The 20,232-nt window shown below is 29.0% G+C and carries 21 protein-coding genes; 11 read left to right on the top strand and 10 right to left on the bottom strand.

From position 1 onward, the window contains the following. Window positions 1-12: 12 nt before the first annotated feature. Complete coding sequence (locus tag EU91_RS04385) at window positions 13-1,056, top strand: AI-2E family transporter (RefSeq protein WP_032524403.1); 1,044 nt, start codon at window positions 13-15, stop codon at window positions 1,054-1,056. A gap of 204 nt (window positions 1,057-1,260) precedes the next feature. On the opposite strand, the gene secF is transcribed toward EU91_RS04385, so the two are convergent. From secF to rsmA, 6 genes are all read right to left on the bottom strand, one after another. Continuing rightward, a complete protein-coding gene (gene secF, locus EU91_RS04390; protein WP_032524402.1) occupies window positions 1,261-2,175 on the bottom strand; it encodes a protein translocase subunit SecF in 915 nt (304 codons plus the stop codon). A 22-nt stretch (window positions 2,176-2,197) separates the two neighbouring features. Further along, a complete protein-coding gene (gene secD / locus EU91_RS04395) occupies window positions 2,198-3,667 on the bottom strand; it encodes a protein translocase subunit SecD (RefSeq protein ID WP_032524401.1) in 1,470 nt (489 codons plus the stop codon). Between the two features lie 3 nt (window positions 3,668-3,670). Next, on the bottom strand, window positions 3,671-4,654 hold the full coding sequence (locus tag EU91_RS04400; protein ID WP_032524399.1) for a pyruvate dehydrogenase complex E1 component subunit beta: 984 nt from the start codon (window positions 4,652-4,654) through the stop codon (window positions 3,671-3,673). A gap of 179 nt (window positions 4,655-4,833) precedes the next feature. Continuing rightward, window positions 4,834-5,136, bottom strand: a complete 303-nt coding sequence (locus EU91_RS0108575) for a DUF3082 domain-containing protein (protein WP_082303028.1) — start codon at window positions 5,134-5,136, stop codon at window positions 4,834-4,836. A gap of 23 nt (window positions 5,137-5,159) precedes the next feature. Beyond that, window positions 5,160-6,095, bottom strand: coding sequence for a 4-(cytidine 5'-diphospho)-2-C-methyl-D-erythritol kinase (ispE, locus tag EU91_RS04405; RefSeq protein WP_032524545.1), 936 nt, complete (start codon window positions 6,093-6,095; stop codon window positions 5,160-5,162). 13 nt (window positions 6,096-6,108) lie between these two features. After that, a complete protein-coding gene (rsmA, locus tag EU91_RS04410) occupies window positions 6,109-6,933 on the bottom strand; it encodes a 16S rRNA (adenine(1518)-N(6)/adenine(1519)-N(6))-dimethyltransferase RsmA (protein ID WP_032524396.1) in 825 nt (274 codons plus the stop codon). 56 nt (window positions 6,934-6,989) lie between these two features. Between rsmA and EU91_RS04415 the strand changes: the two genes are divergently transcribed. The 5 genes from EU91_RS04415 (at window position 6,990) to EU91_RS04430 (ending at window position 10,032) form a co-directional block, all read left to right on the top strand. Continuing rightward, entirely contained in the window at window positions 6,990-7,322 is a 333-nt protein-coding gene (locus EU91_RS04415) for a hypothetical protein (RefSeq protein ID WP_032524395.1), read from the top strand. Window positions 7,323-7,341: 19 nt separating this feature from the next. After that, window positions 7,342-7,758, top strand: a complete 417-nt coding sequence (locus tag EU91_RS0108570) for a 23S rRNA (pseudouridine(1915)-N(3))-methyltransferase RlmH (RefSeq protein WP_032524394.1) — start codon at window positions 7,342-7,344, stop codon at window positions 7,756-7,758. A gap of 101 nt (window positions 7,759-7,859) precedes the next feature. After that, complete coding sequence (locus EU91_RS04420; protein WP_032524393.1) at window positions 7,860-8,276, top strand: LexA family protein; 417 nt, start codon at window positions 7,860-7,862, stop codon at window positions 8,274-8,276. Beyond that, on the top strand, window positions 8,273-9,559 hold the full coding sequence (locus tag EU91_RS04425) for a Y-family DNA polymerase (RefSeq protein ID WP_032524392.1): 1,287 nt from the start codon (window positions 8,273-8,275) through the stop codon (window positions 9,557-9,559). The genes EU91_RS04420 and EU91_RS04425 overlap by 4 nt, the downstream gene beginning before the upstream one ends. Window positions 9,560-9,564: 5 nt before the next feature. Beyond that, a complete protein-coding gene (locus EU91_RS04430; RefSeq protein ID WP_032524391.1) occupies window positions 9,565-10,032 on the top strand; it encodes a hypothetical protein in 468 nt (155 codons plus the stop codon). Between the two features lie 16 nt (window positions 10,033-10,048). Here EU91_RS04430 and dnaG read toward each other — a convergent pair whose 3' ends face one another. Continuing rightward, the gene (gene dnaG / locus EU91_RS04435; RefSeq protein ID WP_032524390.1) at window positions 10,049-12,082 is read right to left on the bottom strand and encodes a DNA primase; all 2,034 of its coding nucleotides are present in this window, start codon (window positions 12,080-12,082) and stop codon (window positions 10,049-10,051) included. A gap of 94 nt (window positions 12,083-12,176) precedes the next feature. Between dnaG and EU91_RS04440 the strand changes: the two genes are divergently transcribed. Genes EU91_RS04440 through EU91_RS04460 form a run of 5 tightly spaced genes read left to right on the top strand, consistent with a single transcriptional unit; the run spans window position 12,177 to window position 14,892 of the window. Then, entirely contained in the window at window positions 12,177-13,067 is an 891-nt protein-coding gene (locus EU91_RS04440; RefSeq protein WP_032524389.1) for a DMT family transporter, read from the top strand. A 25-nt stretch (window positions 13,068-13,092) separates the two neighbouring features. Beyond that, window positions 13,093-13,449 carry a glycine zipper 2TM domain-containing protein gene (locus tag EU91_RS04445; protein WP_032524388.1) on the top strand — a complete coding sequence of 119 codons (357 nt, stop codon included), beginning with the start codon at window positions 13,093-13,095 and terminating at the stop codon, window positions 13,447-13,449. Next, window positions 13,450-14,127 carry a Holliday junction branch migration protein RuvA gene (gene ruvA / locus EU91_RS04450; protein WP_032524387.1) on the top strand — a complete coding sequence of 226 codons (678 nt, stop codon included), beginning with the start codon at window positions 13,450-13,452 and terminating at the stop codon, window positions 14,125-14,127. It abuts the gene before it with no gap. A 35-nt stretch (window positions 14,128-14,162) separates the two neighbouring features. Further along, window positions 14,163-14,432 (top strand): 30S ribosomal protein S15, encoded by a 270-nt coding sequence (rpsO, locus tag EU91_RS04455; protein ID WP_032524386.1) that lies wholly within the window; start codon window positions 14,163-14,165, stop codon window positions 14,430-14,432. Window positions 14,433-14,442: 10 nt separating this feature from the next. After that, window positions 14,443-14,892 (top strand): PAM68 family protein, encoded by a 450-nt coding sequence (locus EU91_RS04460; protein WP_032524544.1) that lies wholly within the window; start codon window positions 14,443-14,445, stop codon window positions 14,890-14,892. 1 nt (window position 14,893) lies between these two features. Here EU91_RS04460 and EU91_RS04465 read toward each other — a convergent pair whose 3' ends face one another. The 3 genes from EU91_RS04465 to EU91_RS0108565 form a co-directional block, all read right to left on the bottom strand. Continuing rightward, the gene (locus EU91_RS04465) at window positions 14,894-18,394 is read right to left on the bottom strand and encodes a DNA polymerase III subunit alpha (protein ID WP_032524385.1); all 3,501 of its coding nucleotides are present in this window, start codon (window positions 18,392-18,394) and stop codon (window positions 14,894-14,896) included. 85 nt (window positions 18,395-18,479) lie between these two features. Further along, window positions 18,480-19,928, bottom strand: a complete 1,449-nt coding sequence (gatA, locus tag EU91_RS04470; RefSeq protein ID WP_032524384.1) for an Asp-tRNA(Asn)/Glu-tRNA(Gln) amidotransferase subunit GatA — start codon at window positions 19,926-19,928, stop codon at window positions 18,480-18,482. Window positions 19,929-19,957: 29 nt separating this feature from the next. Beyond that, a complete protein-coding gene (locus EU91_RS0108565; RefSeq protein WP_032524383.1) occupies window positions 19,958-20,173 on the bottom strand; it encodes a DUF1816 domain-containing protein in 216 nt (71 codons plus the stop codon). Window positions 20,174-20,232: the final 59 nt, after the last annotated feature.

The raw sequence follows: 20,232 nt of genomic DNA, 5'->3' as shown, positions 1-20,232 counted from the left end.
AAATTTTGAAAATTGAGTAGTTCATCATATTTTAAGTTAGTAGTAATTTTAATCACTTCGTTAATAGTATGGACTCTAAGAGATTTTCTTCTTCTAATAATTTGCTCCTTAGTAATTTCAAATATTGTATGTAATTTATGTAATCAAATACAAAAGGGGTTGAAAATTCCCCGACCGCTGTCATTGTTTCTTGTTTTAACTGTTATATCAGTAATAGTATTTACTATTTTTATTCTTGTATTGCCTCCGTTTATAAAAGAATTCAACGAAATACTAGTTGACATTCCAAATGGTTTATCAAAAATAAATATTTTGATTAATACAAATCTGAACAAATTTAATAATTTATTTTATGGTGAACAATCAGAAAATGTTATTGACATTTTTAGTCTTATAAATGATGTAGTTACCATTCCAGATGCCTCAACTATTGCAAAAGCTATACAAGAAAGTTTTAGAAATTTAATAAATATTGCGGGGAATTTGGGTTCAGGTGTTTTGAGATTAATTTTCGTATTAGCAGTGAGTTTAATGATTTCTATTGAACCAAAACAATATAAAGAAAATATACTTCTATTAATTCCAAAAAATTATCGTAACAAATTTAGAAATATTCTGGAAAAATGCAATATTGCATTAGCAAATTGGACCTTTTCTATGGTCATAAGCTCATTATCAGTAGGTCTATTATCATTAATAGTTCTCTCTATATTAGATGTCAAATATGTTGTCTCAAATGCTTTAATAGCGATGGTTCTTAATATTATTCCAAATATAGGTCCAGTTATTAGTGGTATATTTCCAATCTCAATTGCACTACTAGATAATTTCTGGAAACCACTGGCTGTTTTAGGAGCATATGTAATCATTCAAAATATTGAAAGCTACATAATAATGCCATCTATAATGAAGAAAAAAGCAAACTTACTTCCGGGTTTAACATTAATATCACAATTTGGATTTACCTTCATTTTTGGTCCATTAGGCTTAATACTATCTCTTCCATTAGCTGTAGTAATACAAGTTTTAATCAAAGAATCATTTAAAGATATTTAAAAACTACTTAATTAATTTTTTATATAAATATGGGTAGGAAAAGAGTATAAAGAAAGCTAAGGGATGTTTACCAATAGCAAAATATAGTGAATTAAAAGTAAAATGATCAAGTAATATTCTTAGCTCAGTAGATAGATCTATTAAAACTAAAGAAAATAAAATTATCAAATAATAATTCAATTTCATAAAATTAGAAGCTTAAGGTCAGTCTTTAAGCAGCAAAGTTGGAGCCAATAAAATACTTGAATAACTACCAACTATAATTCCTAATGATAAGGACAAGGAAAACCAAAATAGCGAGTAAGATCCAAACAACATTATGCTTAATAAAGGGATAAGAGTTGTAATACTGGTAAACGTTGTTCTCCTAAATGATTCATTTACTGATAATTGAATAGTTTCGTTATGGCCTTCTTTATTTGATTTTAAATTCTCGCGAATTCTATCAAAAATAACAACAGTATCATTTACAGAATAACCAGCAATAGTTAGCAAAGACACCGCAAATAAACTATTTACTTCGACAGATAATATAATACCCAACCAGGAGAAAATACCGAAAACAATTAATAAATCATGGAACAAAGCTAATAATGCAAATAATGCATATTTTTTATCAAATCTAATGGTTATATATAAAGATATTGCAAATAAAGAAACCAACAATGAAGCAACACAATTATTAAGTAATCTTTTCCCTAGCTTTGGACCTATTAATCTTGAATCCTTACTCTCATAATTAAGAGGTCCCACAATATTATCAAGATTCGAAATAAGATTATTTGACTCTTCGATACTCAAATAAGGGGTCCTTATTGAAATTAATTTATTGTTATTTTGGAATTGTAATTTAGTATTATTTAAAACATTTTTATTTTTTGAGATCTCCCTTAAATTTTCCAAAACAGAATCAGGGGGGAAATTAGAACATTCCTCTTCACAAACTCTCTCTATTCTTAATTCATTTCCACCAATAAAATCCATCCCTAAATTTATAGGTTTTTTATAGGAAGTATTAAAAGTAGAATATAAAATTCCTAAAAGACTCAACAAAATAAGAAGAGTTGAAAAACTAATTATCTTTCTTTTATTTTTTATTAATTCAAAATTGTATATCATGGGAAAATAAGAAATAAAAAATTTAATTTGAAAAATTTTTCTTGGGTAGATAGAGATTTTTTTGTCTCAAAGATTGATATGTTGTAAAAAATCTCAAAATAGTTTTAGAGCAGTTTAATGAGGTAAACAAGCTTATAAAGACTCCAATACCTAATGTTGCCGCAAAACCTTTAACAAAATTTGTTCCTAATAAAAACAGTACAAAACAACTTAGAAGAGTAGTAATATGGCCATCAACTATGGATGAATTAGCTCTTTGAAAACCACTATCAATAGATCTTGTAAGAGTATTTCCATCATATAATTCTTCTCTAATTCTCTCAAATATCAGAATATTTGCGTCAACAGCCATACCAATGCTAAGTATAAGACCAGATATTCCCGGTAAAGTCAAAGTTACAGGAATTAAAGAATATAGGGCTAAGTTAAAGAAACCATAAAGTACTAGAGAAAGAACTGAGACAAAACCTAGAATTCTATAATTAAAAATCATAAATATACCAACAAAAATTAATCCACTAATAGCTGCATAAAGACTTTTTAAAATATTTTTAGATCCCAAAAGAGCCCCTATAGTGTTAGATTCTACTATTTCAATTGGCAATGGTAATGAACCTCCTTTAAGTTGAACTTCTAATTCTCTAGCATTTTCAGCACTAAAATTACCGCTTATTGTAGCTGATCCACCTGTAATCCCAGTATTAACGAACTGACTACCAACACTTGCTTCACTAATTGATTCGCCATCAAGAATGATAGCCAATAGTTGATTAGTTCCAGCAATTGACTTTGTAATTTCTGCAAACTTTTCTCCGCCTGAATTACTAAAAGTTAATAAAACTTCCCAGTTACTATTTGTTTGTTCTTGTCTCCTTCCTGCGTTAATAAGATCCTTACCAGATAAATCTGTTTTAATAAATAAATTAGTAATTTCTTTATCAACATACTTTTTAATTTCAATTAACATCCCATATATATCACTACTAGTGTATGAGTAATTTAATTCTTGCTCTATCTTTTTAAGATCATTTTGAATGATCTTTAGGTAATTTTCATCATTTTGAGTTTTATCTGAAGAGGAATATAGTTCAATTAATTCTTTAATATTCAATCTCTGAAGTTGCAAGGTTTTTAAATCTGTAGATGTTCCTTTTTTTTGAGTCCTAAATTCTAATAAAGCAGTCTTACCTAATACCCTTGATGCCACTAATGGATTTTGTTCACCTGGTAATTCTAAAATCAATTGATCTCCACCAAGAGTCTGCAAATTAGACTCAGAAACTCCTAAATTGTTAACGCGTTTATCAATAACCGAATTAACAGCTTCAAGTTCATCACTTGTTACTTTACCCTCCTCTTTAATAATTTGTAGTGTAAGTTGAGAACCCCCTTGTAAATCCAATCCCAACTGTAAGGGATAATTTATTAATAGATAAACAGATAAAGTAAGTAGAAATATAATAAAAAAAAGCCAACCTTGCCTTCTTTTCATTGGTTATATACTCCCACTAATTAAGTGTTCAACTTTTTCAACTATTTGATGTGGTTGGATTATTGTCAAATTCTCAAGATTTCCATTATAAGGAGTTGGAATATCCTGACTAGATAATCTAATTGGTCGGGCATCAAGATCATCAAAACACTCTTCTGTTATCAAGGCAATTAATTCTGCACCAATACCTCCAGTCTTCATACATTCTTCAACAATAATTACTTTATTTGTTTTTCTTATTGATTTTGAGATGGCTTCCATATCAAATGGTTTTAAACTTATTAAATCTATTAACTCAACATCTATTCCTTTTTTTTCTAATTCTTCAACAGCTTTAAGGCAGTGATGTCTCATTCTTGAATAAGTCAATAAAGTAATATCTTTCCCTTCTTTTACAACGTCAGCTTGATCTAAAGCGCATGTATAATCACCCTCAGGTAATTCTTCAGACAAATTGTATAGTAGAACATGTTCGAAAAATAGAACCGGATTATCATCTCTTATAGCTGCTTTCATTAAACCTTTAGCATTTGTGGGTGTACTACATGCAACAATCTTTATGCCAGGAACTGCATGAAAATATGCTTCAAGTCTTTGACTGTGCTCAGCACCAAGTTGACGGCCAACTCCTCCAGGTCCTCGAACTACTGCTGGTATTTTATAATTTCCACCACTTGTATATCTAAGCATACCCATATTATTTGATATCTGATTAAAAGCTAAAAGCAAAAAACCCATATTCATTCCTTCTACTATTGGTCTTAAGCCAGTCATTGCTGCACCAACAGCCATACCCGTAAAACTATTCTCTGCAATTGGAGTATCTAAGACTCTTAACTCTCCATATTTTTCATATAAATCCTTAGTTACCTTATAAGATCCTCCATATTGACCAACATCCTCCCCCATAACGCAAACATTTACATCATTTGCCATTTCTTCATCAATTGCCTCTTTCAAAGCATTAAATAATAATGTTCCAGCCACAATTAATTACCTAATTAATCACATATATAATCCTACCACTTTGAATAATTCAACCTCCTTCAGCGAAGGTTATGAGTAGTAATATTGATAAAATCATTCCAGGTGACAGCAAAAGGACTAAAAGGCCTAAGTCATGTAAAGACATTCGAAGAAAGCATTTTCTTAATAATATTGGGAATTCAACTTTTCTTCAGAAAAAAACTGCGAATAAATACAATAAAAAGTCCTAAACCTATAAAAGCAAAAGAGAAAGTTAACAAAAAAGATAATCCAATTATTAAGGTATTAATACTAGAAGAAATATTTTGGACTATTTCAGAAGAATTAGCTGGTTTATGTACTGAAAAATAAATTGCAATTTTATTACTTAAAAAATAAAAAAATATAAATAATAAAAAACTTGTTAATGATCCTACAATAAAATTGAATGGTCCTTTTTCGGGAATGTTTTTTTCAATATTCTCATTACTTTTATCAGCCACAATAAAATTTTGTAAAAAAAAATTTAAATGAATGTTATTCCCTTTTCAAGGAAAGTGCAAACCCATGAATCGTAACCTTTATTTCTAAACAATTTATAATTTGCAATTAATTCTTTTTTAGCAGTCTCAATATCTTTAAAGACTGCAAAGCATGTAGGGCCTGATCCACTCATTGAATATGTAAGACAATTTTCTAATTTAGAAAGTAAATATAATGCCTGCTTTACAGAATCATTTTCATTTTCAACAACTAACTGCAAATCATTTTTAATGGATGAATGATGAGTATCAAAATCCAAGTTATTTAAACCATTATCTCTTAAATTTTTTCTTATGTTCTCAATCATTTCTCTATCAGTAAGATATTGATCACAAAATCTATTACTATATTTTTTATAAGTTTCAGCGGTAGATACTGATACATTTGGATTTTTTAAAAGAATTACTCCATATCCAAAGTTTGAATCTAATTTCTCCAAAATTTCTCCTCTTCCAAAACATAATTGAATACCACCATTTATAAAAAAGGGAATATCAGATCCTAAATTTGATGCTAATGAACATAATGTTTCTTTATCTAAATTCAAATCCCATAACTTATTAAGACCAATTAATGTTGCTGCTGCATTACTGGATCCTCCTGCTAGTCCAGCTCCAATTGGAATATTTTTTCTTAAAAATATATTCGCACCGTAATCTATATTTGATTTTTTCCTTAATAGATTTGCCGATTTAACAATTAAGTTATCTTCAGATAAGCTTAAATCATTACAATCAGACTCAAGTTTAATTAAACCTTCATTATTAATTTCAAATTCTAAATAATCAGAAAGATCGATATTTTGCATAATCATTGCTAACTCATGAAATCCATCATCTCTTTTACCAATAACTTCAAGGTGCAAATTTATTTTGGCAGGAGACTTTATATTAATTTTCGTTTTAGGTAAATTTTGCATATACTTAAACTTTTTATTTTTTAATTTTAATACAATTTTCTGCAAGCTTAATCCATTGGTCAATTGAAATATCTTGTGGCCTTAAATTAAAACAAACTTTTGAATATTCAGATAATTCATTTATCTCTTCATTTGAAAGTACTGAATTAAGAGTATTTCTAAGCATTTTTCTTCTTGAATTAAATGAAATTCTAAGAAGTTTATCTATATATTTTTCTAGACTAATATCTAATCGTAAATCATTTTTAATTGGTTCGAAAACTACTAAAGAAGAAAAAACTTTTGGAGGCGGATTAAATGATGAAGGGGGCACATCACATATTTTTTTTATTTTTGATAAAAGTTGCATTCTTATACTAAGCGCACCAGCATTGGGACTACCTTCTTTTGACAAAATCCTATCTACAACGTCTTTCTGCATTAAAAATATTATTTTTTCGTAATTATGGTTTCTTATAACTCCCAATCGACCTATAAAAATATCCAATATTGGGCCAGTTATATTGTAAGGAATATTTGCAATCACTTTAGTAATCTTCTTATTAATCGAATCTAAATTTACAGAAAGAATATCTCCCTGCTGCAGTGAAAACTTATCATTATTATTGAATTTATCATTTAATAAATTTATTAAATCTTTATCTAACTCAATTGCATGTAATTTTTTAATTTCTGAATCTAATAACTTAGATGTTAAAGCTCCTTTACCAGGACCAATTTCTAAAATAAAGTCATTTTCATTAAGAACAGCAATTTCTTTAATTTTTTCTAATATTTTTTTATTTACCAACCAGTGTTGCCCAAATCTTTTTTTTTGATGATAGTTTTTAGAATTCATCTAAAAGATCAATAATATGTTTTAATTAAATATGAATTTATTTAATACTTTATATCATGAGCTTATCAAAAAATAATTTAGATAAACTCAATAAATTTAAAAAAAATAAAAATTTAAATAATGAAAGTAAAAATATAAATAATTACACAAATGCAACTAATAATGATAATTTAATCATCAATCCACTTAATTCAGAAGATCCCAATAAAATTTTTTATTCGTTAATTGATAATTCAGAATCTTTAGAAGAGACTTCTAACGTTAATACCTCACTAAGAAAAAGTGAGATTAATCAAATTAATATGAATTCTAAAAAAAATAAATTTTCCAAGAATTTAACAATCGAAGAGGAACTATATGATGAATTTAATTATCTTCTTGATGAATAATTACTTTTAATACTTACTTATGCTTCAAAGTAATAGATTAACTATTTATGCTATCGGTAAAATAAAGAAACTTTGGATTAGAGATGGAATTAATCAATACAAAAAAAGAATGCCTGAACTTATCATTAATGAGTCAAAAACTTTTAATGTAAATAATCTTAGATCCAATAACAATATTATTATCTGCCTAAGTGAAGAAGGGAAGCAGTTTAATTCATTTGAATTATGTTCTTTACTCTTAAATTTTAAAAATAAAAAAATTAATTTCTTAATCGGTGATGCTGATGGAATAAGTTCAGATATCAAAAAAAATTCAGACCTTATTCTAAGTCTGTCTCCTTTAACTTTTCCTCATGAATTAGCCAGATTAATCCTAATCGAGCAACTCTATAGATCTGTTTCTATATCTAACAACTCTCCTTACCATCGTTCTTAAAAAGATTAGATCTAATCTAAAATTAATCTATAAAACTTTAATAACTAACTATTTTTTAAATTTTTATTGTATAGTACATATATACTATCAAAATTTAAATCTTGAATTTCTTTGATTCAAATACTAAAATTTTTAAAATCCCCTTATTAGTAGATTCAGTATCAGCAGGATTTCCTTCTCCTGCAGATGACTATACAGAAGAGAATATTGATTTAAATGAACATTTAATATCTAATCCGTTTAGCACTTTTTTTCTTAGAGTTAAAGGTGACTCAATGATAAATGCAGGAATTAAAGATAAAGATCTAATAATAGTAGACAAGAGTTTAACAGCCAGGCCAGGGAATATTATCATTGCCATGATAGACGGGGAATTTACAATAAAAAGATTATCTATAAAAAATAATGAATTGTATTTAAAAGCAGAAAATCACAATTATCCTGATTTTAGATTTAAAAATCATATTGATGTACAGATATGGGGAGTTGTTATTTATTCAATACATAGCTATTTATGAAAATTTCAAGTATTGATGCGATAGCTCTTATAGATGCTAATAACTTTTACGCGTCATGTGAACAAACTATTAATCCTCAATTAAGAAATAAACCAGTAGTAATTTTATCTAATAATGACGGATGTATCATTGCAAGAAGTCCTGAAGCACGTGCTTTAAAAATTAAAATGGGAACTCCATATTTTAAGGTCAAAGAAAGATTAAATAAATTAGATGTAGCAGTTTTAAGCTCAAACTACTCGCTTTACGGGGATATGAGTAGAAGGTTAATGAATTTACTGAAAAACTACTGTGAACAAATAGAGATTTATTCTATTGATGAAGCATTTATTTCTATTTCTAGATCTAATGATAAAAATCTATATCCTTGGGCAAGAAACCTAAGATCATTAATATATCAGAATCTAGGGATTCCCATAACAGTAGGAATAGGAGAAAATAAAGTAAGAGCAAAAATTGCGAATAAATTAGCTAAAAATATTGATTATTCGGCTGGAATATTTGATTTAGCTAACACCAGAAATGAGAATAATTATTTAAAAAAAATTAATGTAGATGAGATCTGGGGAGTCGGGAAACAAACCTCTAATTGGTTACAAAGTAAAGGTATTAAAAATGCAAGAGAATTACGAGATATGGAAGAAAATGAAATCATTAAGAAACTAGGCATTGTAGGGAAAAGATTGCAATTAGAACTTAAAGGTCATAAATGTCTACCCATAGAAGAAAGTAAAAAATCAAAAAAAGAAATCCAGGTAAGCAGAAGTTTCGGTACTCCTGTCACCAAATTAGAAGACTTAACTCAAGCACTGGCAACTCACGCAATAAAAGCGTCTGAAAAGATGAGAAGCCTGAATTTGCAATCATCCGATATTAGAGTATTCGCCAGAACCAGTAGATATTCAAGTCAAAGTTATCAAAGAAGTGCTCATAGAAAACTTACGAATGCAACAGACGATACAAATAGTATTTTAAAAATAGTAGTTGAATTATCTAAAGAAATTTTTAATCCCGAATATAAATTTTCAAAGGCTGGTGTTTTAATGCAGGATTTAACTAATAGCGAATATTTACAGCAGTCAGTTATAAATTACAAATCTCAGAAAGAACTAAAAAAATCAGCAAATCTTATGAGAACTATTGATTCATTAAATAGAAGATTTAATAAAAATGCAATTACATGGGCTATTACAAAAAACCCAAAAAGTTGGATGATGAATAAGAATTTCTTAAGTCACTCATCTACAACTGATATAAAACAGATACCAACTATAGTAAAGTAAAAAAAATGGAACTTTTAATATTTTTAAGCAAATTAGATAAAGAAATTCTTAACTTATTAATAAAAGCAAATTACGTAGTTGAAGAAAATAAAATTGAATGTTTAATAAATAAAGAAATAAAAGGACTACATAATTTTAAAGAAAATAAAATAATAATATGTACTGAGAATGCAAAAAGGAAGACAAATTATAGAAATACGAAGCGACAACAAAATAAAGATAACTTCAAAACAGAATTAGCAATAAGAAAAGCATTAAGACATGAAGCTACTCATGCCATACAAAAATGCAACGATAATAAAACGGTAGGGGATATAAAAGATTTAGAAGATAAATTACATCCAAGAAAGAGAGAAGCATTAGAATTTTCTACTTCAAAGTTTTCGGGAACTTATGCAAAAGAAGTAGAAGCTTATGTTCTTGAAGATAAACCCAAAAAAGTTAAAAACTTGATTAAAAAATACTGCCTATAAATTAAAAATTTTTATATTAACTAGCGATGAAATTGCCACAACGTTGTTTATCTAAAAGATTAATATGTCGCCTTTCTAAATAATATAATTCCTGAAATTTAATCGCGTCTGAATTTAAATCCTTAAAAAGATCGTCGATCTCTTTATTAGTATTTGAGGAACCTGTAGAAGAATTATCAATTAGAATAGATATACAATTTTCTAAAGTTTTTAATCTTTGAGATCCCCAAGATTCAATCAAGTGTCTACATCTTTTTAAAGAATTATATTTCTCAAGAAGAGATAAAGTTCCAAGTAAATTGTCTTTAGGATTACTCAGCAAAGTTAAAAACAACTCATTTGGATTAACAAAAATATTAATTTTATTTAATGATTCAGGATTATTAAGAGCTAAGTAGTCAGGTAGAAGTGAAATTATGTTAATGGCTGTAAATTCTTTTTGAAGATTTTGACTATTTGATTGTTTTAAATCATTTAAATAATTTAAACCTAAATTATTTTGTTCAATTTTTGCAATAGTTTCCCACAGATTTTGAATATAATTAGTATTGAAGCCATTAATTTCTCTTTTAAGAAATTCTTCACGAATAAATAGCCTAAGATCTGGACAATGTAAATAATAAAAAATTATTTCAGATTCATTTTTCTCACGACGAGAAATTTCATTTGGTTGTTCAAATTTTTTTGATCTACCATGCCAACGAAATCCCTTAACTTGATTTCTTAAATCTTGTTCAAACTGTATTGCTAACCTAGCTTGTCCCTTACTTAATCGTTCTGAAATTTTTTGTAAGTAATGAGTTCTGGTTGATGATTGAGGGAGTTTACTCAACAATTTTACCAATGCAGAAATAACACTCTGGAAAATTTCAGCCTTAGTTAAATCTTTATCTTTAAAAATCTGATCAATCTCCCAATCAATCCAAAAGGATGAATTATCAATTAAATTGAAATAATCTTCAGGAGTATGGCGATTCAAATATTCGTCAGGATCTTTAAAATCATTTAGTTGAAGTATCTTAAGATTAATTTGATCATGAAGAGATAAACTCTCCACTTCTTTTATTACTCTTTTTGTAGCTAATATCCCAGCATTATCAGAATCAAAATTCAAAATTATATTTTTGTTATCTGTACATCTACATAGTTGAGAAATCTGATACTTATTTAATGCAGTACCGAGAGATGCAACAGAATTAGTAATACCTTTTGAATGAAGAGAAATAACATCAAAGTAGCCTTCAACAATAATGGCTTTATCTCTTTTCCTAATATTGCTAGAAGCTTTTTCGAATGCAAACAACATTTTGCCCTTTTCAAATATCTCTGATTCAGGAGAATTAAGGTATTTAGGTTCCTGACCATCAAGAGATCTTCCTCCAAAAGCAACTACTCTTCCCTGCATATCATGTATTGGAACAATTAATCTATTTCTAAAACGATCATAAATCTTGTCAGAATTATCTTTAGAAATTGCGAGGCCTGAAGCTAATATTAAATTAATAGGAAATTTTTCTACCTTAGATAGATAGTTGAATAAATCATTCCATGAATTTGGGGCAAAACCTAATTCAAAGTTATCAATAATCTTGTTACTCAAATTTCTCTTTGATGTTAAATATTTCTTGGCTTCAACACCTAGAGAATTATTCAATTGAGACTTAAACCAATTTTTGGTAACTCTTAATATTTTATAAAGCTCTTCCTTTCTAGATAATTGTTTTTTATAAGCCTCTACTTGGGGACCCTCAAGGTTTTCAACATTAATATTATTTTTCTTGGCAAGAGACAGTACAACATCAGAAAAATTTGCTCGAGTAAATTCCATTAAAAATTTAATAGAATTACCACCAGCACCACAAGAAAAGCAATAATAAAATTGTTTACTTGGTGATACTGTCATTGATGGCTTAGTATCATCATGAAAAGGACAAATCCCCACAAATTCCTTTCCTTTCTTCTTAAGAACAATATGTTCAGATATAACGTCAACAATATCTGCCTTTTCCTTAACCTCTTGAATAGTTCTTGGATGTATAGAATGAACCATTGAGATTTTAATCAAAAAACAAATAATGATTTATCTGTTATAGGTCAAAATCAAATAAGAATCTACTTAATTTCATAAAAAAACTATTTTTAAAATGATAAATATCGCAAAAATAGAACAAAAATTTAATTCATTAAATAAGTTTAATTTGGTATTTGCATCATTTTTCTTTAGTTTGATGACTTTATGCGTAAAAAATATTGATGAAAGGATACCTATTTATGAATTAGTTTTATTCAGATCATTGTTAAGTTTAATAATTACATTATTCATAATTAATCTAAAAAATATAAATCCTTGGGGCAAAAATAAACCATTACTCATCTTAAGAGGTGTTTTCGGAACTTTAGCTTTAGTTTGTATCTTTTACGCGATAAGAAATATGCCTTTAAGTATATCAACTGTCATTCAGTACACATATCCTATTTTTATATCTATATTCGCTGGCATATTTATAAACGAAAAAATAACTAGAAATATAATAATTGCTTTAATTATTGGCTGGATTGGAATATTGATAATATTAAATCCAAGTCATTTAACAAATATAAACGTTGAAATTGAAAATTTTTCTATTTTAATAGCATTTCTTGGAGCAATCTGTACTGCATTGGCTTACGTTACAGTAAAGAAACTTTCATTCACTGAAGATGTGTATGTAATTATAGAATATTTTCCACTTGTTTCTTTTATAACTTTATTGCCAATTGTATTAATCAATTGGGTTACACCAAATTGGAATGAAGTTGTTTGGATTATTGGCATTGGCTTATTTACTCAATTAGGTCAGATTTTCTTAACAATAGGATTAAAAAATTTACCCGCTTCTGAAGCTTCAACAATTAACTATTTGCAAGTTTTATTTGGGTCAATCTGGGGGATTTTATTTTTTAGTGAAATAATAAAAATAAATTTTTTATTTGGCGCCTCATTAGTTTTATTAGGAACTATTATATCTACTACCAAAATAATCAAAAGGACATAGAATAATAAAAGAATAAAAAAACACGGTGAAATTTTTCTATTTAACTTTATTATTTTGCTTTTTTCCTATAGTTCAAGTTAATGCTTCAACTCCAAAGTCAGTAACTTGTACAAGAACTGAATATAGAGAGGAGTACATACCTGGAACGAAATCAAATCCAGGCTACGTAAAAAGTTATGAAGTTGACGTTGTGATACCTTGCGGAGGTCAAAGTAAAGCTGAAAAAGTAGATGATAATGACTGTAGTGAAGGCTCTGTTATTGGAGGTATTCTTGGTGCTGGAATAGCACTATCCTCCTCAAGAGGTAAAGATAGATTTTGGGCCGTTCCCGCTGGCGGGACCGCAGGAGCACTTATTGGATGCCAGGTGGATGGTGGTTAATTGATTAATTGGATAAATGGAGAGTTGATTGAGTTATGGCAAACTAATCAAAAATTTTTTGTTTTAATAAATTGTCAAGGATTAGGATACGAAATACAAATACTAGAATCCTTTTTTCTCAAATTAAAAACAAATAAGTTATCAAATAAAAACATCACTCTTTGGATAAAACATATTAAGAAAGAAGATTCAGATTTATTATTTGGCTTTACATCAAAGGATCAAAAGAATTTCTTTATTGAAGTTTTAAGTATTCGAGGTATTGGATCTCAAATTGGTATGGGGATATTAAATAAATTTTCTATTAGTGAAGTTATCAATGCAATAAAATTACAAAACAAAAAATTAATTTGTTCAGTGCCTGGTATAGGGCCAAAAATGGGTGATCGTTTGATTTTAGAATTAAAAAGTAAATTTAAAAGTGAAATTCAATTTGAAAAAGAAATAGTAAAAGATGAATTTGAAACTAAGAATTCTGAAATTAATAAAATGGTAGATGACCTTATGTTGACCCTTCAATCATTAAATTATAAAGATAAAGAAATAAAGACTATTTTGCCAATTGTTATTAAAGAAGCAGATTTCCATGCTAAAAAAGAAAATAATTTAACATTTGAATATTTATTGAAGTTAGCTATGAATTATCTAGATAAAGATAATAGTAATGTAGTCATATAACGTAGTAATATATATATATACGGATTATAAATTTTATGTCATTAGATACAGCTGAAAAACAGAAGCTTATTGAAACCCATCAAGTGCATCCAACTGATACAGGATCAGTGGAAATTCAAGTTGCAATGCTTTCTAAAAGAATTTCAAAATTAAGTGATCACCTTCAAGAAAACATTCATGATTTTGCATCAAGGCAAGGACTATTAAAAATGATTGGTAAAAGGAAAAGATTACTATCTTACATAAAAGATAACAACATTCAGAAATACCAAGATTTAGTAAAGAAAATTGGAATCAGAGGATGATTACAATTTAATGAAAAAAAAGCAATCTAAAAAAAAGGCACAAAATAAGAAGAAAAACGATTACACTAAGAAAACTGTTTTCGCTAATCTAGAAAAAACATCTAGTAAAATAACTACTCCAAAGCAAGCATCAACTGGGATCCCTAAATATGTAGCGGATAGAATGGCAAGAAGAATATTTTTTACAGCGGGAATACCCACAATATTGGGAATGTCCGTATTTGTTATTAGCTACATTATCGTTACAAGAAATATTGCTGAAATCCCTCCTTCCTCAACAATAGCAATTTCAGCTTTATTTTTCTTAATAGGTCTCGCGGGATTAAGTTTTGGAATACTATCAGCTAGTTGGGATAAGGAACCTGGATCTTTTTTCGGTATTGAAAATATTCCAATGAACATAGAACGTGCAAAAGCAGCCTTTAAACCTGCAACTCAAAATTTTGAAGATAATAATTAATTTAAGAAACTAGCGATTTCAAATTAACTTGAAATGATTTGTCTTCTAATAATTTGCATACTCCTTGTATGTCACCAATACAAAATTGATCGCCAAATTTAACATAGGTAATACTATTATTAGTATTTCTTACTGCAGCTAAAACTGGTATCTTGATTCCACATTTCCCTTTATCTGGCTTAAATTTAATTAAACAGTCTCTTAAAGTATTTTGTACCCTTACATCAGATGCTTGAGAACTTTCAAGATTAATAATAAGTAATTTTAGGTTATCTATTTCTCTGCAATCGTCAATAATTAATTGGGTTTTATCACTTTTTTTATCTATTGTAGCCCACACCAATAATCTAGTGTCAGTCAAAAGAAATTCTGATAATCTTACATAGGTTTTAGGGAAAACTACTGCTTCGCAACTTCCGGAAAGATCTTCAAGCTGAACTATAGCCATCCTATCTCCCTTTCTAGTAGTGATTTGTTTTAACTCGGGAATCATCCCAACTAGAGAGACTTTGGTTCTATCTTTAGTTTCTTCTAAGTGAGAAATACTTATTGGAGATACAAGCCTTGCAGGCTTAGTTAAATGTTTTAGCGGGTGATCAGATAAGTAAAAGCCTAAAAGCTGCTTTTCTAACTTTAATTTCTCAATAAGAGAATAATCATCAACCTTAGCCAATTGTGAATCTGAAAATGATATATTAGAAAAATGTTCTTTAGATTCAAATAGATTCCCTTGGCCTGATAATCTATCACGATTTCGTGAAGAAGCCCATTCAATGACATGTTCGAGATCTGACAATAATTGAGCTCTATTATTATTAATTGAAAACTCATCTAGTGCTCCACAATGAATTAAAGATTCAAGGCTTCTTTTATTAAGAAGATTAGAAGGTAAACGATCACACAAATCTAATAATGACTTAAAGATTCCAAAATTATTACGATTTTCAATTATATTTCGTATTGCAGAATCTCCTAAATTTTTAATTGCAGATAGACCGAACAAGATCTGATTATTCTTAATAGTGAAATCAACTCCAGAAAAATTAATACTTGGCGCAATTACTTCTATTCCCATCGAATAACAATTAGCAATATATCTTTGCATTTTGTCGGTTGATCCAGAATTGACGCTTAAAAGAGCTGCCATGTATGCAACAGGAAAGTGAGCTTTTAAAAATGCAGTTTGGTAAGTTACCGCGCCGTATGCAGTTGAGTGGCTTTTATTAAAACAATATTCTGCAAATAAAACCATTTGATCAAAAAGATCATTTGCTAATTTTTCATTTACACCCTTCTTCTTAGATCCATCTACAAAAATATTTCTATGTTTTACCATTTCTGATACTTTCTTTTTCCCCATCGCTCTTCGAAGTAAATCAGCATCACCAAGGGAATAACCGGCTAAGTCTTGAGCTATTTTCATAATCTGTTCTTGGTAAACCATAATTCCATAGGTTTCTGTAAGAATTGACTTAATAAAAGGATGAGGAAAATCGACCTTTTCATTACCATTTTTTCGATTTATGAATTTAGGTATTAGGCCAGCGTCAAGCGGGCCAGGTCTATAAAGAGCCAGGATAGATGAAATATCTTCAAGAGAGTTAGGCTTAAAGTCTTTTACAACCTGTTTCATCCCAGAAGATTCTAGTTGAAATATACCTTCAAGATCTCCTCTTCCAATAAGTTCAAAAGTTTTAGCATCATTTTGTGGTAAATTTTCAATATTTATTGAATTTCCAGTGGATTCACTAATCAAAGAGACTGTCTTTTCAATCATCGTAAGATTCTTAAGACCTAAGAAATCCATTTTCAATAATCCAAGTGATTCAATATCATCCATGGAGTATTGAGTTATTATTTGTCCCTCATTATTTCTTTGTAAAGGGACAAGTTCATCTAGAGGATCTGATGCAATAACAACTCCAGCAGCATGAACCCCATATGTTTTATTTGTACCTTCAATTCTTAAAGCCAAATCAACCCATTTTTTGACTCTATCATCATTAATATATTTATCTCTAAATTCTTGGCTTGGAGAATTGTTATTAATCATTTCTTTAAGTTTATAAGGTTTCCCTCTTACAACAGGTATTAACTTAGCTAATTTATCAGCTTCTCCATAAGGAATATCTAATACCCTTGCTACATCTTTTAATACTGCCTTAGAAGTCATTTTATTGAAAGTAATTATTTGCGCAACCTTATCCTCTCCATATCGATTAGTAACATAATCAATAACTTCATTTCTTCTATCAATACAAAAATCCGTATCAATATCTGGCATAGACTTTCTTGCAGGATTTAAAAATCTTTCAAATAATAATCCATGTTCAACAGGGTCTATATTTGTAATTTTAAGAGAATAGGCTACAAGCGAGCCTGCTGCAGAACCTCTACCTGGTCCTACCGGAATAGAGTTATCTCTTGCAAATTTTATATAGTCCCAAACAACCAAAAAATAATCTGGGAAACCCATATCTTTTATAATTTTTAATTCCGTAGATAGTCTATTTTTATAATTATCATCAACTTCTGAAAGATTGTTTTTTTTAAGTCTTTTTAAAAGGCCTTCATTAGATAATTTTGATAATAAAGAAAATGAATCTAAATCTTCCTTAATAGGAAATTTTGGCATTCTGTATTTACCAAACAAATCAAATACTTCAATTTTTTGAGAAATTTCTACTGTATTGTTGACTGCCTCTCTAATTGATTCATCATCTATATGATCTTGGAAAAGTTGAAGCATTTCCTCTTCACTTTTAATATATTCTGTACCGGTATATCTCAATCGCTTTTCATCGCTAATTAGTTTTCCCGTTAATACACAAAGCAAAGCATCATGTGACTCAACATCCATATTTGAAATGTAATGAGCATCGTTAGTAGCAATTACTTTTATTTGATGCTTTTTACCAATCTTTATTAATTCGACATTAACAATTCTGTCTTCTATAGACCCGTGATCTTGAATTTCTAGATAAAAATCTTCTGCAAATATTTTTTTATACCAAAGTGCAATATCCTCTGCTACGTCTAATCTTCCTTTCAAGATGGCTTGAGGTATCTCGCCACCAAGACAGGCTGTAGAAATTATCAGACCATCTTTATATTTATTTAAAAGATATTTATCAATACATGGTCTTGAAAAAATACCCCGACCTCTCATGCCATTTAGGTGACTAATTGTTGTTAGTTTTACAAGATTCCTATAACCAGTATGATTTTTTGCTAAAACAACCAAATGATATCTTTTTTCTTTTTTAGGTTGAGGATCATCAATAGAACCATTAATCACATACATTTCATTACCAATAATTGGTTTTATACCTCTCTCTTTACACCTTTTGACTAAATCAAGAACTCCATACATAACTCCATGATCAGTAAGAGCTATAGAATCCATTCCAAGATCACATGCTCTATCAACAATTTTAGAAATTTGACTTGCACCATCAAGCAGACTGTAGTCGCTATGATTATGAAGTGGAACAAAACCCATACTTAATCAATTCATATATATAAGATAGAGAAAATTTCTAAAAGATCTATACTTTTTGATTACAAGTTAATTATTAATACAAATTTTAAAAAATAGATCTACTCTTCATTATCTGAGCATCAATTTCAAAAATATTTGCTGCATTCAATATTTTATCTTCTTCCAACACATTGCCTATTAATTGAAGTCCTATAGGCAATCCTTTAGTATCAAAACCACAAGGGATGCTTATAGCTGGTAGTCCAGCTAAATTAGCAGGCACAGTTAAGAGATCAGATAAATACATAGAAAGTGGGTCATTTGCAAAATCACCCTTCAAAAAAGCGGTAGTTGGACAAGTCGGAGTTAATAAAATATCTACTTTATTAAAAGCATTATCAAAATCTTTTCTTATTAAAGTTCTAACCTTTTGTGCCTTCTTGTAATATGCGTCGCTGTAACCAGCAGACAAAGCATATGTTCCAATTAAAATTCTTCTTTGTACTTCATCTCCAAATCCTTCAGCTCTACTTTTTGAAGTCATATCTAAAAGATTAGATCCTTCATTGGACCTGTAACCATATTTAACTCCATCGTATCTAGCTAAATTTGCAGAAGCTTCAGATGGAGCAATCACATAATAAGTAGCAATTCCATCATTAAACCTAGGGCATTCAACTTCGATTATTTCTGCTCCTAAATTTTTGAATCTCTCAACTGCAGAAAGAACAGATTCTTTCACTTCTGGATTTAGACCTGGATGTTCAAAGCATTCTTTTATAATGCCAATTTTTAAATTCTTTATAGATTTATTTAAATCACTCAGATAATTTGGTACCGGTTTATCTAGACATGTTGAGTCTAAGGGATCTTTACCAGATATTAAATAAAGAATTTCAGCCGCATCTGAGACAGTATTTGTAATTGGACCAATTTGATCAAGAGAGCTAGCGAATGCTACTAGTCCCCATCTACTTACTCTGCCATAGGTAGGCTTAAGTCCAACAACTCCACAAAAAGAAGCCGGTTGTCTTATTGATCCTCCAGTATCAGAACCTATAGAAGCAGCACATAGTCCAGCAGCAACTGAAGCAGCACTGCCTCCTGAACTTCCACCTGGAACTCTATTAATATCCCAAGGATTTGAAGTAACACCAAATAAAGAAGTTTCTGTTGAACTACCCATTGCAAATTCATCCAAATTTGTTTTACCTAAACAAATCCCACCAGAAGACCATAATTTACTTGAGGCTGTTGATTCATAAGGTGCAACAAAATTTTGGAGCATTTTACTTGCACAAGTTGTTACAACACCTTTAGTACAAATATTATCCTTTATTGCTATTGGCAGGCCTGCTAAAGGAGGAAGTGATTCTTTCTTTTGAATTAATTTATCAATATTTTCAGCCTGCAATATTGCTTTATCTTTTGTAGTACAAATAAATGAATTGATTTCTTTATCTTTTGAATCTATTTTTGAAAAAATATCATTAACTAATTCCTTGACTGAAGCATTTTTATTATTAATTAACTTTCTTAAAGAATTAAAGTCCATTTCTTAATCTATATCTTATGTAAAAATTATCAAACAGTTAATGGTTCTTCTTTTTTGCAACGTATGAGAGTGTATTTAATATTAACAGAACCTTCATCGGAAAGATCTTTCAAAAAATGAGTGATGCTTTCTTTTAAGCTGCGTTTAGTAATAAATGGACCATACCAGTAAATGGTATTTGGTTGTTGTGTCTCAATTTTAGCCCACCAAGCTAATCCGAGTTTGTTTCCAAAATTTCTAATCAATTTTATTGATCTTTAGAGATCATTAATTCTTGTCAAATTCTATACAATTTTGTAGGGAA

It is taken from the genome of Prochlorococcus marinus str. GP2 (assembly GCF_000759885.1).
GTDB classification, from domain to species: domain Bacteria; phylum Cyanobacteriota; class Cyanobacteriia; order PCC-6307; family Cyanobiaceae; genus Prochlorococcus_A; species Prochlorococcus_A marinus_J.
This window is presented reverse-complemented; position numbering and strand designations above follow the sequence as displayed.

What these genes read in the sequence shown, in the direction of transcription:
- ispE (WP_032524545.1), bottom strand. Translation starts at nt 6,095, where the DNA reads ATGCAAAATTTACCTAAAACGAAAATTAATATAAAGTCTCCTGCCAAA.
- EU91_RS04440 (WP_032524389.1), top strand. Translation starts at nt 12,177, where the DNA reads ATGATAAATATCGCAAAAATAGAACAAAAATTTAATTCATTAAATAAG.
- secD (WP_032524401.1), bottom strand. Translation starts at nt 3,667, where the DNA reads ATGAAAAGAAGGCAAGGTTGGCTTTTTTTTATTATATTTCTACTTACT.
- rpsO (WP_032524386.1), top strand. Translation starts at nt 14,163, where the DNA reads ATGTCATTAGATACAGCTGAAAAACAGAAGCTTATTGAAACCCATCAA.
- gatA (WP_032524384.1), bottom strand. Translation starts at nt 19,928, where the DNA reads ATGGACTTTAATTCTTTAAGAAAGTTAATTAATAATAAAAATGCTTCA.
- EU91_RS04425 (WP_032524392.1), top strand. Translation starts at nt 8,273, where the DNA reads ATGAAAATTTCAAGTATTGATGCGATAGCTCTTATAGATGCTAATAAC.
- rsmA (WP_032524396.1), bottom strand. Translation starts at nt 6,933, where the DNA reads ATGAATTCTAAAAACTATCATCAAAAAAAAAGATTTGGGCAACACTGG.
- EU91_RS04430 (WP_032524391.1), top strand. Translation starts at nt 9,565, where the DNA reads ATGGAACTTTTAATATTTTTAAGCAAATTAGATAAAGAAATTCTTAAC.
- EU91_RS04460 (WP_032524544.1), top strand. Translation starts at nt 14,443, where the DNA reads ATGAAAAAAAAGCAATCTAAAAAAAAGGCACAAAATAAGAAGAAAAAC.
- EU91_RS04415 (WP_032524395.1), top strand. Translation starts at nt 6,990, where the DNA reads ATGAGCTTATCAAAAAATAATTTAGATAAACTCAATAAATTTAAAAAA.
- dnaG (WP_032524390.1), bottom strand. Translation starts at nt 12,082, where the DNA reads ATGGTTCATTCTATACATCCAAGAACTATTCAAGAGGTTAAGGAAAAG.
- EU91_RS0108570 (WP_032524394.1), top strand. Translation starts at nt 7,342, where the DNA reads ATGCTTCAAAGTAATAGATTAACTATTTATGCTATCGGTAAAATAAAG.
- secF (WP_032524402.1), bottom strand. Translation starts at nt 2,175, where the DNA reads ATGATATACAATTTTGAATTAATAAAAAATAAAAGAAAGATAATTAGT.
- EU91_RS04465 (WP_032524385.1), bottom strand. Translation starts at nt 18,394, where the DNA reads ATGGGTTTTGTTCCACTTCATAATCATAGCGACTACAGTCTGCTTGAT.